At 42.8% G+C, this 16,801-nt stretch carries 15 protein-coding genes; 4 read left to right on the top strand and 11 right to left on the bottom strand.

Annotation, left to right across the window (positions count from 1 at the left end):
* Window positions 1-13: 13 nt before the first annotated feature.
* From AC0VX1_RS24245 to AC0VX1_RS24260, 4 genes are all read right to left on the bottom strand, one after another.
* Window positions 14-3,832 (bottom strand): bifunctional 2',3'-cyclic-nucleotide 2'-phosphodiesterase/3'-nucleotidase, encoded by a 3,819-nt coding sequence (locus AC0VX1_RS24245; protein ID WP_475469402.1) that lies wholly within the window; start codon window positions 3,830-3,832, stop codon window positions 14-16.
* Between the two features lie 315 nt (window positions 3,833-4,147).
* Complete coding sequence (locus AC0VX1_RS24250) at window positions 4,148-4,606, bottom strand: DinB family protein (protein ID WP_475469404.1); 459 nt, start codon at window positions 4,604-4,606, stop codon at window positions 4,148-4,150.
* Between the two features lie 42 nt (window positions 4,607-4,648).
* A complete protein-coding gene (locus AC0VX1_RS24255; protein ID WP_413022958.1) occupies window positions 4,649-5,476 on the bottom strand; it encodes a GNAT family N-acetyltransferase in 828 nt (275 codons plus the stop codon).
* Between the two features lie 401 nt (window positions 5,477-5,877).
* The gene (locus tag AC0VX1_RS24260; RefSeq protein ID WP_081088496.1) at window positions 5,878-6,042 is read right to left on the bottom strand and encodes a YvrJ family protein; all 165 of its coding nucleotides are present in this window, start codon (window positions 6,040-6,042) and stop codon (window positions 5,878-5,880) included.
* 156 nt (window positions 6,043-6,198) lie between these two features.
* Here AC0VX1_RS24260 and AC0VX1_RS24265 point away from each other — a divergent pair, with 156 nt between their 5' ends.
* Entirely contained in the window at window positions 6,199-6,822 is a 624-nt protein-coding gene (locus AC0VX1_RS24265; RefSeq protein WP_413022956.1) for a sigma-70 family RNA polymerase sigma factor, read from the top strand.
* Window positions 6,815-7,030: a hypothetical protein gene (locus tag AC0VX1_RS24270; RefSeq protein WP_082196631.1), complete on the top strand. Its 216-nt coding sequence runs from the start codon at window positions 6,815-6,817 to the stop codon at window positions 7,028-7,030. Before AC0VX1_RS24265 ends, AC0VX1_RS24270 begins: the two co-directional genes overlap by 8 nt.
* Window positions 7,031-7,084: 54 nt before the next feature.
* Here AC0VX1_RS24270 and AC0VX1_RS24275 read toward each other — a convergent pair whose 3' ends face one another.
* The 3 genes from AC0VX1_RS24275 to AC0VX1_RS24285 all read right to left on the bottom strand — a co-directional run bounded on the left by AC0VX1_RS24275 (window position 7,085) and on the right by AC0VX1_RS24285 (window position 11,207).
* Window positions 7,085-9,454 carry a penicillin acylase family protein gene (locus AC0VX1_RS24275; protein WP_475469406.1) on the bottom strand — a complete coding sequence of 790 codons (2,370 nt, stop codon included), beginning with the start codon at window positions 9,452-9,454 and terminating at the stop codon, window positions 7,085-7,087.
* Window positions 9,455-9,717: 263 nt separating this feature from the next.
* The gene (locus AC0VX1_RS24280; RefSeq protein WP_191929959.1) at window positions 9,718-10,155 is read right to left on the bottom strand and encodes a hypothetical protein; all 438 of its coding nucleotides are present in this window, start codon (window positions 10,153-10,155) and stop codon (window positions 9,718-9,720) included.
* A gap of 188 nt (window positions 10,156-10,343) precedes the next feature.
* The gene (locus tag AC0VX1_RS24285) at window positions 10,344-11,207 is read right to left on the bottom strand and encodes an STAS domain-containing protein (protein WP_475469408.1); all 864 of its coding nucleotides are present in this window, start codon (window positions 11,205-11,207) and stop codon (window positions 10,344-10,346) included.
* Window positions 11,208-11,350: 143 nt separating this feature from the next.
* Between AC0VX1_RS24285 and AC0VX1_RS24290 the strand changes: the two genes are divergently transcribed.
* Complete coding sequence (locus AC0VX1_RS24290) at window positions 11,351-11,494, top strand: hypothetical protein (RefSeq protein WP_158226130.1); 144 nt, start codon at window positions 11,351-11,353, stop codon at window positions 11,492-11,494.
* Window positions 11,495-11,601: 107 nt separating this feature from the next.
* Here the strand turns inward: AC0VX1_RS24290 and AC0VX1_RS24295 are convergent, their stop codons facing one another.
* From AC0VX1_RS24295 to AC0VX1_RS24310, 4 genes are all read right to left on the bottom strand, one after another.
* On the bottom strand, window positions 11,602-11,931 hold the full coding sequence (locus AC0VX1_RS24295) for a hypothetical protein (RefSeq protein WP_034310337.1): 330 nt from the start codon (window positions 11,929-11,931) through the stop codon (window positions 11,602-11,604).
* A 99-nt stretch (window positions 11,932-12,030) separates the two neighbouring features.
* The gene (locus AC0VX1_RS24300) at window positions 12,031-13,224 is read right to left on the bottom strand and encodes an MFS transporter (RefSeq protein ID WP_413022949.1); all 1,194 of its coding nucleotides are present in this window, start codon (window positions 13,222-13,224) and stop codon (window positions 12,031-12,033) included.
* Between the two features lie 144 nt (window positions 13,225-13,368).
* The gene (locus tag AC0VX1_RS24305) at window positions 13,369-14,691 is read right to left on the bottom strand and encodes an APC family permease (protein ID WP_063574788.1); all 1,323 of its coding nucleotides are present in this window, start codon (window positions 14,689-14,691) and stop codon (window positions 13,369-13,371) included.
* A gap of 373 nt (window positions 14,692-15,064) precedes the next feature.
* A complete protein-coding gene (locus AC0VX1_RS24310; protein WP_475469410.1) occupies window positions 15,065-15,892 on the bottom strand; it encodes an undecaprenyl-diphosphate phosphatase in 828 nt (275 codons plus the stop codon).
* Between the two features lie 153 nt (window positions 15,893-16,045).
* Between AC0VX1_RS24310 and AC0VX1_RS24315 the strand changes: the two genes are divergently transcribed.
* Window positions 16,046-16,789, top strand: coding sequence for a glycerophosphodiester phosphodiesterase (locus AC0VX1_RS24315; protein WP_475469412.1), 744 nt, complete (start codon window positions 16,046-16,048; stop codon window positions 16,787-16,789).
* Window positions 16,790-16,801 lie beyond the last annotated feature (12 nt).

Genomic DNA, 16,801 nt, shown 5'->3' on the forward strand with positions numbered 1-16,801 from the left:
GAGTAAACCTCAACTAATTATTGATATTCGTAATTCTGCCTTCAATTCCTGCCGTGATCTTTCCGCCTTTAAAGGTCTCTTTCACATAGTTAACGAATGCTTCCAGGTCTGCATGTCCAAACACACGCTCTTTTCCTTTCAGGACGGTATAGTTATCACCGCCGCTTGCCATGAAATCATTGACGGCCACCGTGTATGTTTCGGTATCCTTGATCGGTGTTCCGTCCGCTTTCTTCAATAAGGTGACACGCTCCGTGACAGGTTTACTGAAATCGGCTGTATAGCTCAGTCCAGAAATTTGCAAAGTTTTCGGAGATCCTACCACTACCCATTGCTGTTGAAGCAGCGTTTTCACTTCCGCTCCAGTCAGTTCCAGCTTAACCAATACGTTTCCGAACGGCTGGATTTTCGCTAAATCGGAAAAAGTGACTTCCCCCTTTGGAATATCTGCACGGATTCCGCCTGGATTCATGAAGGCAAAATCGGAGTTCAAATCGGCCTTCATTGAATCAGCAATTAAATTTCCAAGGCCCGTTTCCTGCGTATAGGCATTGGTTCTTAAAATTTTCTCGTCCGTTGTCCCAAGCGGAGCTTTCAGCTCGGGGAACATGTCCAGGTAGTCGTTGATGAATTTCGTCGTCCCGGCATCCGGTGTGATGCCATCTTGTGTTACCGTTACAATCTCAGCTGACTTTTTGACAATATCCTTTGTGCTTGGATCGATTTCCAAATCCACATCTTCAAAAGCCGTTCCATAAGAGTAAGCTTGTACGATCAATTTATTATCGACATAGTTATTGACCTTTGCATGATTATCTCCGGCTAAGATCACATCCACTTCATCATCCACGGCATTGGCAAGATCAGCCACTTCGCCTGTGATGACCCCTTCCTTTTCCGTGCCTGGGTCATGTGAGATGATCACGATCGATTTGACGCCTTTACCTTTCAACTCACTAACCGCCTTATTTACGGCAGGTGCCTGTTCTATGAATTCCACATTCTTAATGCCATCCGGACTTACTTTTTGAGGTGTGGCATTCGTGACTACACCTATGAACCCAATGTCAACCCCGCCGACATTTTTTATGACGTAAGGGTCCAAAATCGGTTTTTTCGTGTCTTTATATACGACATTGGCCACTACATATGGAAAGTTCAATTTATCGAATACCACATCGGATGTTGGCGACTTTCCGCCATTGATCTGAGCCATCAAGGTTTCTACCCCTTTGTCGAACTCATGGTTCCCGACAGTTCCGACATCGAATTTCATATCATTCAAAAACTGAAGCGTCGGTTTATCCTGGATCAAAGAAGAAACGGGTGCACTTGCCCCAACGGCATCCCCTGCCGAAAGTAAAAGTGTATTTTCAGGGTTTTCGGCTTTACGCTGCTTCAAGTGCGCGGCTAAATAATCGGCACGCCCTTGTTTGATGCCGCCAAAATCGGAGGTGGTATCAAGCTGGCCGTGAAGATCATTGATCCCGAGCAGTTGCACCTTAACGTTTTCTTTTCCCAAATTGTATTTGTAAATGCCAAAGCCTTTATCATCCTTTTTGCCTGTATAGGAAATCGGGCTGTCTTCCTTTAAATATTCCGCACCTTTTGGCGATGAGGTGAAAGTAACGTTCACCTTGCCTGAAATCGGGGCTATCGACCAGTTATTATCAGCGGTTGGATTGATCTCACCCTCTTGTGTGATGTAATCCATCAAGATTTGGCGATTTTCATCCGCAGAGTCAACCACATACTCGCTGCCCTTGACTCCCGGGAAGTTCCCCCCGCCCGAAGCACGGTAATTATTCGTCACGACGATGAAATCTTGATTCGGGTCCACTGGTTCACCATTATATTTCAAATCTGCAATCCTGCTTGAATCCGACACTTTTATCCCTTTTTCATCATAGCGCGGAGCCTTGGTGACATCGATTTGGTACGTGACACCGTCAATTACATCAAAATTATAAACGGCGAACTTTCCATTAAGCAGCTCCTGTTCCTCAGACTTGGCAGGATCGATCGTATTATATTCCCCGGCAGACATCTCAAGCCACTCTTTAACCACTGACCCTTTGATCTTGATTGCCTTTAAGGTATTATCGTATAAATATAAATCACCGGCGCTGCGGATGGTCAGTCCGCCTTCCTTGATTTCCGTGAATTCCTCTACGCCATTGCGACCCGCTTTGAATGGTGCTCCTACAGAGAGGATGGGCAAGTCTTTGTATTCAGGGCGGTTGCTTTGAATGTATTTTTCTACATACCATTTCTGTGCGCTCGTCACGACCTGTACGGAAGGATCGTCTTGCACAAGGGCGAAATAACTATGAATTGGAGCTGTAGTCGTTCCGATTGGCGTGTTAACATACTTGATCGTTCCTTCGTGATCCTTCTTCACGGCTTTGACGACAGATGCATCTTCAGCCGCTTTTTTTCCTGTTATTTTGTCGTTGATTGCCCGTGTTGATGAATCGGAATCGACGACTTTCCATTTTCCCTTGATATTTTGGATATCAAGATCGATGATCCCGAGATGACTGCCGCCATATCCTGCTTGAACGGCTGGTACACCATTGATGGTACCCTTTTTATTATCCACGCCTTCAAGAACCTTTCCTTGGCTATCTTTGAATAGGCTGTCTAAAGAAGCCTCATCTTGTGCCGGGAAGACTTTATGCGTGTGGGAGAACGTGATGGCATCGATGCCGGATACCTTGCTTAATGAATAGATGACATCCTCGGTATTCTTGGTATCGCCATTAAACCCGGAATGTGTGAGGGCCACGATGACATCCGCGCCTTTTTTCTTCATTTCAGGTACATATTTTTTTGCGGTCGTGACGATTTCCTTTGTCATGACCTTACCGTCTAGATTCGCTTTATCCCAATCCATGATTTGCGGAGGGGCAAATCCAATGTATCCTATTTTTACTGTTTTTTCCTTTCCATTGATGTCCTCTACTTTCTTCGTGACGATTTTATAAGGAGCATATTTATTTTTATCATTCTTTGGATTATTGTCTTTATCCTTTTTATAAACATTGGCATTGACGTAAGGGAAGTTCGCATCGTTGATGGCCTCGTCCAAAAAAGATAAACCATAATTGAATTCATGATTGCCGAATGTGGCCACATCATAATCAAGCAAGTTCATCGCTTTATAAACGGGATGGACTTCACCCTTTTTCAGAGGCGCTATTTTCGCTTTGTACGTACCTAGGGGGGTCCCTTGAATAAGGTCGCCGTTATCCACTAAAACACTATTTTTCACTTCTTTTCGTGCCTGTTTGATTAAAGATGCCGTGCGGGAAAAGCCGACGGATTCCGATACGGCATCCTTATAATAATCATAGCTCACCAGATTGGTGTGTATATCAGTCGTTTCCATGACCCTTAGTTCAAATGGTGCATCTGAAACGGAGGCTGCCAGGCTTTTGCCGAAGTCACTCGTATGGCCGTTATAATTGGAGACGACCGACACGTTAACCCAATAACCCGATTTGTATGAGTTGAAGTACGCCGAGAACTTTTGGGCCGACTTAATATCCGCCTCAACGGCTGATTGTGAAATGACCTTCGTCCCATTCATTAATTGAAAGACAACGGTTTCATTTCCTTTGTTCCCCTTTTTCGGTGTGACCGTTACAGTCGCTTTGGTGCCTTTTGAGTAATGAACAGTAGGAGCTGAAATGATAAATGGTTCAGTCGTGGCAGGTTTCTTATTAGACTCTTTGGCGGATGCCTCCCCCGGTACGGTAAATGGCGCTGTAATTAAACTCACAGCAAGAATCGGGGCGAGCATCTTCTTAACATGCAACTTGTACGACATACTTCACAACCCTTCTAGTTTTGTAAAATGCTAGAATAATATATCATGATTTTGTCGAATTATCGCCAAAATTTACCGTAATATTATGAATTTTGAATAAATGATACTTTTTACTCATTTTCATCCAGAGCGCCTAGCTCGATATACCTTCAATCATGTTTATAAATCATCATAGAAACCCTTTGTATCCTTAGGGAGAATCTCCCCTGATAGAGAAAGCTGGCCCATGAAAATGAACCAGCCTGCTAACATCGTATGGATATCAAATATGTTCCTTACGCTCTTTTTTCAGGGAAACCCTTTGAAACGGCAAACCTATAAATCCCGATCTATTAAACTGGCGGATACCGGTTCGATGCCCATCTCCCTCGACCAGATGGACAGCTGGCCTATATGGTGAATTTCGTGCGCTATGAGATGGCGCAATATCCTGCCTTTTTCATATGTCCCCTCCATCCAGGATGGCTGAACCATTCCATGCCCCTCTTCATTTGCATGCGAGTTCAAATAGTCCATGACCTCCGAGTGATATTGGTTAGATAAATCCTCTACTTTTCCGATCGTATCATAAGCGTCCAAATCGATCGCGACATCAGGCCTCCCTTGTATGGCCCTGATCCAGCTGCATTCGACATCGATAATATGGGCAAGTGTCCGCAATATATTGCCCACCCCTCCCGTACGCTGCCGTTTCAGCTCCTCATTCGGTAAGGACCGGCACCACTTGAACCATTCCCTTCTCACCTGCCAGTTATAATGGAATAATGTCAACATCCTTCCCAGCCCCCCCTAACACTCTTTGTCGTCAAATTCCCTTCAGCCTTTGTATTGATAATAATCCTGTCTTTGAATCGTTTTGAAGCCACAAGATTCATAGAGTCTTAACGCATGCTCATTAGTCGCCTCGACCTCGAGAAAAATATCATATCCCAGCTGGCATTGTTCGGCTACAACCTTTTTCAATGCCTTTCTTCCAAGTCCTTTTCCCTGGTATTTTGGCAAAATGGAAAATCCATAAATCCACGCTTCCCGGCCTGAGTGATCAACACGTATCTTACCGACTGCGCGGCCGCCCTTTTCAATCATCATGGTTTTCAGAGTATCCTCATAAAGGATGCGCTGATAATAATCCTTCGCCTCTCGTTTCGTAAATCGGAAACATTGAATATCCAGCTGAATTTCCGTTTCCTCATCATCTCTCCGTGAAGGGCGAACGACTGCATCATCATAATCATCAAGCTCCGTTTCGGACCACTTCATTTGAAACTCTGAAAAAGCAAACTCACATGGGAGCTGTTTCAAAAATTCTGTCCCAGAATGTGATTGAGCAGGTGAGTTCAAGAGAATCACCTTATAGTTGCGCTCCACGGCACTCCTTATCGCCTCTTCCAGCAGCTTAGTAAAAATGCCTTGCCTCCGGTAGTCGGGGTGCACCATCCCGCACATCTCCGCTTTGTTTCCAAAATCGTAAAGACCAAGAAAACCAACAAGCTTCAATCCATCATAGTGGAGAAAATCATTCTTATGAACACCATTTCGACTGCGAAGCGTTTCCCAATTCAGTTTTAACGTAAAACCTTCCCGTTCACATTCTTGCTGCAGGATCCGAATATCTTCCAGCTGTTCACTTTTCAAATTTGCCACCCCTTTTCCATATTATCAGTTTATTACCAAAAAATAAGAAAAGCAGCACCCTTTTACTTGGGTGCCGCAAACTATTCAGAAGTTTATTGATGAATGTTGTTTTTTTAAAAGTATTTTCACTTTAATCCATAAAACTAAAATCCTACGAGGGGAGGATTTCCTATCTAATTCCATTGACGGATGAATTATAGCAGTAAAATGATTCCAAATGACGATTATTTTTTACCTATTTTGTGCTATATTCCAAATAATGGTTTATTATTATTTTATTTTAGGTTAAGGGAGGGATTTAACAAAAGCTTGAATCAGTTAGTACCCATTTCTTTATACCCGAATTCCGGACCCTTTTTAGTATAGAATCCGAAATTCGGTGTTTACCATCCGGCACTTACGTCCTGAGGTTATCGTTTTTTCGTTTTATGAGCGGACTTTTTTAAGTTCTCTACGTCCGTTGTCAGTTCTTTTAATTGTTTACCGAAGCGGAAGAGCAAAAACATAGAAACGACGAATGGATAGCCAAATTCGCTAACTAATGAAACCCACATAGTAGCATCCTCAATCATCATCCTCTTCACCCCTTTTCTTGTATCTGATATCTAAAGTGAAACTTGTCAAAAAAAATCAATCTAGCACTATTGATTTATGGAAAAAAGAACGAATGTTCCTATATAATTGATTTATTCCCCTTGCCTATCACTTTATTAATAAAAGGAGGGATAACAATGAACCAATTAACTTCTCATTTTTTTTCTCATTCATTGGAGTTTCTGCAGCAACAGTACTCATCTTTCTTTGCACAACCGATCATTCAATTATTCTTACAGAACCCAGAGCATTTAAAGATTTTCACTGAAACTCTTGATTCCCCTTCTTCCCACAACATTGATCATCTCAACGAGACTTTCAAAATTTTCTATTACCGGGCTAAAGTATACAAATACATGTGCTCCTTAATTTACTTCTTCTCTGTTGATTTTGATAAAAGGGCACGGAAGCAGCGGGAACGTTATCGAATGGTACTTGATGCGACACCAGGGGATACTGGCGGATTGATCGATCGAATCGGCACCTTGGATGTTCAACTTGAAAAGATGGGGGAATCGAATGAACTCGCTTCACACATAAGTGATGAAGAGATGATAAAAGCCTTGAAGAAGTTAACAGCCAAACAAAGCCTGGTGCTGACCATGGTCTTTTCCTACGGCCTATCCAACAAGGAAATCGCTGCCTATTTCCAGGAGTCGCCACAGAATATCTCAAGCATCCGTAAACAAGCTCTAAAAAAACTTCGAAAGCACTATATGGATGAGGTATATGTTAGAAAGGAGAAAAGCCATTGTGGATAAAAAACTGTCAAAAGAAGAATTGTTGGACCTGATCGACTCTTTGAATCCTAAAATAAAAAAATCATTAAAAAATACGAACTATCAAGACCGGAATGATCTGGAGCAAGAAATTAAACTCAAGATCATTGAATCATATGAAAAAATCGCAGCAATCGAAGCCCCTAATTTTGAGGAGTTCCTTGCAGAATTCCTGACTAAGCAAAGATAATGAAAAAGTACCAAGTCCAGAGAAAGCTGCTGGACTTGGTACTTTTTTTGAATCTCAGTTTGATGGTTTCAATATCAGCTTATCCCCTTTTGGATCGTCCATCGTAGTTTTGTGATAAGTGCCCTCTGCCCAATCATCAAGCTGATCGTGATACCACTCACTTTTAACGTTACCTGATTGACCCGGTCCAACAAGGTGATATCCTTGTTTCATGTCGGCTAGGTCGATGACGAATCGCCAGGAGCCACCGTGATTAACGGTTCCATCATCTAAAAATGCCGCGGCCTGTACGGTGACACTGCTGCCGCCTACCGGAATGCCGCCGCCGCCGTTAAATAAATAATGTAACGGGGCGACACTTGATAGCGGGTGGTTAAACCTGACCTGATGATAGTCTCCCCATTCCCAATCAGCTATATCGTCACCTTGTGATTCTGCCAGTTCCGTTAACGTCACCTGTAACGACTTGGCAAGCACCTGCTCAAGTCCGCCTGCCTCTTCAATCCAAGGGCCCGGCTTACCGTCCAGTGCCCGCCTTAGCAGTTCATCAATGGCCGAACGCCTTCCATTAAAAAGGTTGAGGGTTTCTTCCGGTATTTCTTCTTTAAGCAGGACATCCCCTATATTTCGCATCCAGACATTAAAAATCATAGGTGCCGCTTCATCAGCGGAATCGATATGATTCCATTTCTTCAGAATCGTCAGTGCCTGGGCTTCCTGTTTCCCAGATGGACCCTTCAATACCTCCACGAATCGAGGAACAAACTCCTTAGCTTGCAAATTCACTTTATCCATCTGCAGGCTTTGCATATCCTCGGCCGTAAGCTTTTTATTCGCCTTTAAAAACTCCCGTATCCTCATCTGGCGGTATGGCTGTGCCCAGTTATTGCTGATATGGTAAGGGTAATCATCCGAGATGACTTTATTATTCGCTGTCGAAATGAATCCCTCTTTTGGATTCACCGTTTTTGGAAGTTCATCAAAGGGAATATAGCCTTTCCACTCAAATTCATCCGTCCAGCCAGGTACAGGCAGCATACTATCACCTTTTTTCCGGATTGGGATTCTCCCATTCGCCTTATAGGCAATGGTCCCATCGGCTGAGGCAAAGACGAAATTCTGTGCCGGCGTTTCGAATTTCAAAAGGGCCTTTTCGAATTCTTTCCAGCTTCCCGCCTTATTCATATTCAGTACCGCTTCAAGCTCGGCAGATGGATCAAGTGCCGTCCACCTTAAGGCAAGCACGGTATCTTTTCCGCTTTTCCCGGCAAACTCGGAGACAACGGGTCCGTGGCGGGTAACCGTCACTTGATAGTCAATTGTTTCCCCATCCTTCACCTTGATGGGTTCGTCCAAGATTTCAGCTTTTTCCCATTTACCTTTGTAGGAGAATTCTTTCTCGTTTTCCGGGTTTCTCCTCTCAATATACAGATCCTGAACATCCGGACCGGTATTGGTCACACCCCAAGCGACCTCTTCGTTATGGCCTAATATGATTCCCGGAATCCCGGCAAAAATGACACCGCTCACATTGACTGACGGGGCCTCCAAATGCATTTGATACCAAACCGACGGTGTAGCCAATCCCAGGTGGGGATCATCCGCCAATAACGGCTGACCGGATTGCGTTTTCTTGCCTGAAACGACCCAGTTATTGCTGCCGTTGAATTCATAAGGAATAACGGCCCCTGCAAAACTTTTTTCAATATCCAGTTCTTCCTTGCTGATGATGTATGGGGCGTTCTTTGGATAATCAGGAAATAAATCATATGCCTTTTCCTTGGGGAACGTTTGCAGCAAATACTGCCTAAACGCCTGATCTTCCCAGTTCCCGCCTAAATCAAAGGCCATATATTTACCGATGGTCAGCGAATCGACGGGTGTCCAAGGCTCCGGTTCGTATCCAAGCAGAGTGAACTCCGCCGGCCATTTCCCATTCTCCCTCAATTCATCGATATAAAGATTTACCCCCTCGGCAAACATATCCAAGGCTTCTTTTCCGTCACTTGAATATGCAGCATAAGAAGCTTCGGCCGCCCGCCTCAAACCAAGTGTGCGGAAATACTTATCATTTTTGACGGTTTTCTCACCAATCACTTCACTTAATCTACCTGATGCCTGACGCCTGCTTAAATCCATTTGAAATAAACGGTCCTGTGCTTGGATATATCCTTGTGCTAAATACAAATCATGTTCACCCGCTGCGTTGATATGCGGGACCCCACTTGAATCCCTCACCACCGTAACCGGTTTCAAAAGACCTGGAAGCGATATTTCCCCCTTCGTTTCCGGTAAGGCTCTTGAAAGGAATACATTTGCGGCAATCAAGACAGACAGCGAAAGTATGATCAGGATTCCAAAACTCCATAGCGCCCGCTTTCTCCACTTCCGTTTTGGCTTTTGCTGAGGTACGGCAACTTCCATCGATTCATCTTCCTCTCCCCTTAAAACTCTCTTTCTTTCTATTTAAGATATTCCGCGTTTAACTCCATCTTTCCTACCACCCTCCCCACATTGTCTCTTTTTATTTCAAGGTGCAAGTACGGATTATTCCGAGCAACGTCGAATTATTACACACAAGGTCGAATCAACTCGCTCAAGGTCGAATTTTCACCGTGAAATTACTCCGATAAACAGTAAATCAAATATAAAAACACCGATACAATGTATCGATGTGGAAGGGAATGCTAGCTATTTGCAATAATGTATTCAATCACTTTATCAGCATCGTCTGTATAAAAGAGAGCTTTATCAAAGTCATGGGCAGCCTTCGTCTCGGCTTCCATATATTCAATCGGGGAAAGGAGACCAAAGATCCTCTTCCATTTATGAGTTTTCTCCAGAAGTTTTCTTTCCTTTTTTATATCCTCTGGTATGAATTCATTAATGATAAACCATGGGTCGGAAAGTGAGGGGTCCCCAAAACGTTCATTCAAGGCTTGCAATTTGTCCCGATCCCATTCCACCCTTACCAAGTCCGATATGACCGAGACATTTTGAACCGAGTCGAGGATGCGTTTGGACAAAACATCATATTCTTCATCCTCCAGCCCATTATCCGTCATGATTCCTACACAATACCATTTTTCGTAATGTTCAGGTTCTTCATTTTTCTTAAAAAACACTATTCAACCACCTTCCTTACACGCTTTACATGTCCTATTTAATTTAATTTAATTTAAATCAAAAAAAACATGTCCGTCCACGTCACTTCACTATAACATGGAGAAATATCGATGGGCGATTAAATATGGGAGCAGCGGGAATGTTAGCCTGACATAGAAAAAAAGATACCCTAAAAAGGATACCTCCATCATACTGGCTGAAGAGCCAGCCCTCTTTGGTCAAACAGATATTCCAGGGCCAGCCTGAACGATAGAAAGGCTTTTACCTGATTTGCAAAATCAAGTTTGACGATCTCTTTCACGACATCAGGGGTAAAACCGACAAACATCGTTTCCGTTCCCATCATGGCCAATGCCCCCACTAATTGATCCAGCAGGGAGAGCATATCACTTTCCTTCGTAAAGATAATTCCCGAGAAATCCATGATCAATACTTCCGCATGCAGATCTGCACATTTTTGCAGCACCGTCGATTGAATCGACTCCATTCTCCAATCGTCAATGCGTCCGATCAATGGTAAGAGCAGCACATCCTTTAATACGGTCTGAACAATCGGGGTGGATAATTCTTCCATGACTTCTTGGTTTTCTTTTATCTTCTGCAACGAATCGTTTGCCATTTTCGCCATTTCTTTATAATGATTCACGTAACTGATACTCACACAGTGTATGAACTGGTCCAGGATTGCATCAATTATCGAGCTTGCCTTTAACAGAATTTCAATGGAGTAATATCGGTTGCTCACCTCTTCTTCAATGAAACTCCAGAAAAGGTTACGCATCGCTTGAGCTTCCTCAATATTCTTATCTAAAGGAATGCCCATATCCACGATTCGCTTACCTATCTCCATACCCGTTATTTTCATGCTTTCTATCGCTTGTGCCTTTCCATGAATCAAGGCATCTGCATGAATTTGAATAAGTTTTGACCGTACCTCTTTACTCGTTTCTAAATCATAGAGCGGTTCCTCTTCTTCAAACAACTCGATATGCTCCACTAAGATATATTTAAATTTTTCAATTTTTTCGCCGATCATTCTTAATTCTTCCATATGGACCTCCCATACAGGGCTTTTATCATATTTTAGCAAATAAACGAGGGTTAAGGATATAAAATCCTTCTATTACCAATATGCTAATAGACGTTTACCCTTTCTTGATAAGGGTATTATGATATATGACTTGGAGGGATAACATGAAAAAAGATCAACAAGACTTCGAATCTGAAAACATGAGCGATTTAGTCGAGCTCATAAACAGTAAAAATAACAGCCGCAGAATCTTGGATGTACTTCGGCGTAATAAAAAGGATAAAAGTAAAGGCAAAGATAAAAAATGAAAAAGCCCAGTCCAAAATGGCCTGGGTTTTTGAATGGGATCAAATAAAAGAGCTGAGCTGTTCATTAAGCAAACCCAGCTCTTTCGTCATTAAAAATCGATAAGCCACTACCTTTTTCTCCGGATCTCTTCCACATGGTTCCCTTCAGTAGTAATATAGACTGTTTCATCAATTTTGTATGTTAAATAACGGTCACAATCAATTTCAAACGTTTTCCCATTGTCGAATTTCATTGCGCAATTGGATCCCTCTTCGGTTTCCGTCACATCAATGACTTCGTTCGTCTTAAAACCGACTGCCTTGCCATCGGAGAAATGCGGATAGTATTTTTCAACAATCTGCACCTTATGCAATCTGCCCGGACTTGTTAAGTATACAACGAATAATATAATTAAAACGGCTATTAACCCAATGAGAATTACTGCTTTTCGTTTCACTCTATCTAATACCCTCTTCTCTTATCAATCTATTATTCAATATCCATTTTCACTAGATTATATTCAGGATTCCGGAAAAACATGATAGAAAAGATCATTTTATTTAACGATTTTCACTTTTTCAACCATCATCGCACAAGCGGCAGCAAGGAGGATCAGAATGGAAACAGCCGAGATGACCCCTCCCCAGCCGAACTTCATCAGGAATAAACCGCCTGATGCCCCAACTATACTTGATCCTGCATAGTAAAACAGGAGATATAATGCGGATGCTTGTGCCTTTTCACTCTTATCTGCCAAACTGCCGACCCAGCTGCTCGCAATGGAATGCGCTCCAAAAAAGCCAAATGTAAACAGGGCAAGCCCCATTATTTTCAGCAAAAGCGGGTCCAATAAAGTTAACAGGGCGCCCATAAGCATGATTGCGATTCCGATAAGAAGTACAACACTCCGACCATATTGATCGGCAAGCTTCCCCATCCATGTTGAACTAAACGTCCCCACAAGATAGATTATGAATATGAAGCCAATCAATGTCTGTGATAAATGATATGGCGGTCCCATTAAAGGTATACCCACAAAGTTATAAACGGTAACGAACGAGCCCATTAATAGGAAGGCCATGCCGAATAAGAGTACTAGTCTGCTATTCCTTAAGTTATTGATAAGGGAGGTTTTGATTCTCGATAATGAGACCCGTACGCGGACAGCATGCTGAGAAGGCGGTAGCATCCACCAAAAAGCCAGACTGATGATCAAACTTAAAGCTCCAAGGCTTCCAATCGCTATGTTCCATGAGAAATGGTCGGTCAGCACCCCGACAATCAGCCTGCCAGCCAATCCTCCGATACTCGAGCCGCTCACATAGATCCCCATCACATAGCCAAGGCTTTTCGGATGAAATTCTTCATTGATATAGGCCATCGCAATGGCCGGGAAACCTGCAAGCACCGCTCCTTGAATCGCCCGAATTGCGATCAGGATGTATAGATCATCCTGGATGAAGCTGACACATATGGATAACAATGCAGACAGAGTGAGCGCCGTCCCCATTATTTTTTTCCTATCGATATTTTCTGAGAAAAAAGAAACAAGCAATAAACAGAGTGCAAGCGTTCCAGTCGCGAAAGATAATGTAAGGCTTGCCATTGCAGGAGAGACTCCAAATTGCTTTGCGAAAACCGGAATGACCGGTTGGGTACTATACAGATCCGCAAACGTTACAAAGCTACCGAGAAATAAAGCCAAGATCGTTTTCCTGAATGATTTACCAGCAGGCTCGATATAATTCACTTTTGTTCAGACCCTTCACTATTTAACTTTCCCCCTATGTTAATACGAACTTCCCGAGTTGTCTATTTCACCACTTCTATCCAACGGGAAAATTTCATTCAAGCAACTAAAAAAACCTTCACTGCATGCAGTGAAGGTTTTTCATTAATTTGAACGTTTACCATCCCGCTCGCTTTTCTTAAGGAGCCAGTACACTGGCATACCGATAATGAGGATGATCACTGAGTACAGGGCATTTAAAGGTGTTTGGATTAACGTGCTTAAAACAATGTATATTGCACCAGCAATCGCCACGATGGGGATGAATGGGTAAAACGGCACTTTATACGTTTTTGCATCCGGATCTTTTCTGCGTAAGATGAAGACCGCAAAGAAGGCTAATCCATAAAAACAGAAGACAGAGAAAACAGCCATATTGGTAAGTTTGTCAGGGTCTGTTGCAACCATCATGATGATTGCAATGAACACTTGCAATACCGTGGCATTTATAGGCGTTTTGAACTTGGGCGATATTTTTCCGATTTGTTTATGGCCTGGCATCATTTTATCAGTCGCCATCGCCAAGGTAATGCGCGGGAAGGTCAAAAGCTTTCCGTTCAAGCAACCGAAGATTGAAATCGCAATTCCGATCGATATCAATTTCCCGCCCAATTCACCGAATAGAAGTGTTGCTGCAACATTCGCTGCATTCGTACCATGGGCTATGACTCCCTCCGCCCCCAATACATGAAGCATGGCAAGATTCACACCCAAGTAAGCGACCATGACGACGACCAATCCCGTTATGATTGCCCGCGGCAACGTTTTCTGCGGGTTTTTCATTTCCCCTGCCATGAAGCCGACATTCATCCAGCCATCATACGCCCAGAGCGTTGCCAAAATCGCACCGGCCATACTGATTTTCATTGAACTTTCACTATCGATATTGAATACAGGCATATCACCTTGTGCGATACCGAATACCGCTATGAAAATGATCGGGATCAATTTAGCAACGGTCGATAAGGTTTGGATGATACCGCCGTATTTTGTCCCCAGCAAGTTCATGCCTGCTATGAATACAATCGTAAGAATCCCTATCGCCAAAGAGTAGCTTGAAGCGATCTTAAATATTCCTGCAACTAATAACCCGAAGTATAAACTGAGTGCGCCCATGACTGCAGGTCCGTATACCAATGTCTGAACCCAGCCGCATAGGAATCCCCATGCTTTACCGTACACTTCTTCCATATAGACATATAAGCCGCCCGTTTTAGGAATCCGTGTACTCACTTCCGCAATCGTCAACCCGCTTGCAAGGGTAATCAGACCGCCTATCAGCCAAGCTAACAAGGCCATGGTTGAATTACCGCTCAATTCAAGCACGTCACCAGGTCTCATGAAAATACCAGAACCGATAACTGTACCAACTACAATAGATGTTCCAACCCAAAAGCCAATCGTTTTCTTCAATTGGTCATTTCTCATGTTGTCCTCCCCAGGTGTACACATGTACTTTATTTATACTAAAATTATATCATATAAATTATATGGAAATAGTTTATGTAATCATTTGAATATTCGGGAAAATACTCAAACACGTTGGTATCATTACGCTCAGGCAGTTTTATTTTATTTATATTTTTTTACTAATTATGACTGAAACTGCACTGAAAACCGAATATTTTTTTATTATAAAAAGATTTATTGAGTTTTTACTCAATAATGACGAATTAAAAACTTAAAAACTAAATTATCATTCGTTATTAATTTCATGGGAATCCTGCTCATTTTCGGACGCACAAAAAACCACCCCGAATCAACGGGGTGGTTCCTCTCCTCTTTCAAGCTTCATTTCGTATTACCAAATAATGAATAGAAGCACAACCGCCAAGACGATCCGGTAAATGGCAAAAGGAGTCAATTTAACTTTATTGATTAAAATCAAGAAAAAGCGGATACAGAATAATGCAAAGATAAATGCACTGATGAAACCTGCAATAAAGAATGGCAGGACTTCAGGCGTGAAGCTATCCCAGTATTTCACGATTTTCAAGAGACTGGCACCAGCCATGATCGGCACTGCCATGATGAACGTGAAATCGGAAGCAGCCCGATAGCTCATCCCTAATAGTACACCGCCTGATATCGTTGAACCTGAACGGGAAAATCCCGGCCATAGTGACAAACATTGAATTAATCCTACACCAAAGGCTTGTTTATAAGTGATTTGGTCAACCGTCTCTGCAGTCAGCCTTGGACGGAATTTATCCGCAGCAATCATCAAAAATGCGCCTAGGAACAATCCGACGATAACCGTCTTCATCGTAAATAAATGATCATCAATATAATCTTCGAATAATAGACCTAAAACGCCCGCCGGCAACAATCCGACAATGATCTGCAATAGGTTAAGCTTTTGGCCGTTCCCAGCGGATGTGCCTTTCAGCTTCCTTAAACCAAGCAAGTCCATGAATCGCCCCCAGAAGAGCACCACAACGGCGAGTATCGAACCAAGCTGGATGACCACCTTAAAGGCATTAGCCACTTCACTCCCGAAAAGCTCTTTCGAATTCAGCCATAAATCATCGACGATAATCATATGCCCTGTTGACGATACAGGAGCAAACTCAGTTAATCCTTCTACAAGACCAAGGATAACTGCAACAAAAATTTCCCACATATTCATTTTATTCACCTCATATTTCGAACACCTATTTATGGAAATACCATATGTATTTTACTCGTTGTTTAAAATATTGTCTATTAAACATTGCTGAAACAATTCAAGCGTACATGTATGATAGGGTTCAAGATAAAGTTTAAAGGGGAAGTGATGATTTTGCAAAACATACTGATTTTCGCCCATAGAGGATCCAAGGGGACGCATCCTGAAAATACCATGGCAGCCTTTCAAAAGGCGGCAGAAATCGGGGCCGTGGGGATCGAGTTCGATGTCCACCTCAGTTCTGACGGGGAATTGGTCATCATCCATGACGAAACACTTGATCGAACGACCACCCTTACTGGTTATGTAAAAGATCATTCGGCACAAAATCTGAAAACGGCTGATGCCGGGAGCAAATTTTCCAATGAATTCCTTGGGGAGCGGATTCCTTTTTTAATGGACGTTTTCGACTGGGCTAAGGGAAATGCTTTATTGATGAATATCGAAATCAAGACGGATAAACTCGCTTATGAAGGAATCGAACAGAAGATCATTGATGCAATTCGTCAAAATGGAATGGAAAACCGGGTGATCCTCTCTTCCTTCAACCATCAATCCATTGAAAAAGTGAAGATGCTTGCCCCAGATCTTGAACGGGCATTATTGTTCGAGGGGCTTCCTGAAAACTTCGAAGAAATCTTACGTGATAAAAAGGAATCGGGTTTTCATCCAGATAAAAACAGCCTGACTCCAGCAGTTAAAGAAAAAGCGAAAAAACTCGGATATAAAATCCGGCCTTGGGTCGCCAATGAAGAAGCCGACATCGTCAGGCTGGCAGAGTTGGGAGTCGACGTCATCATGACCGATTTCCCTGAAAGGGCAATCAAGATTTTGAAAGCTTGGCAGTCACATGGCTGAGCCATGCGAAAG

This window comes from Peribacillus sp. QJM3NY_7 (genome assembly GCF_056173225.1).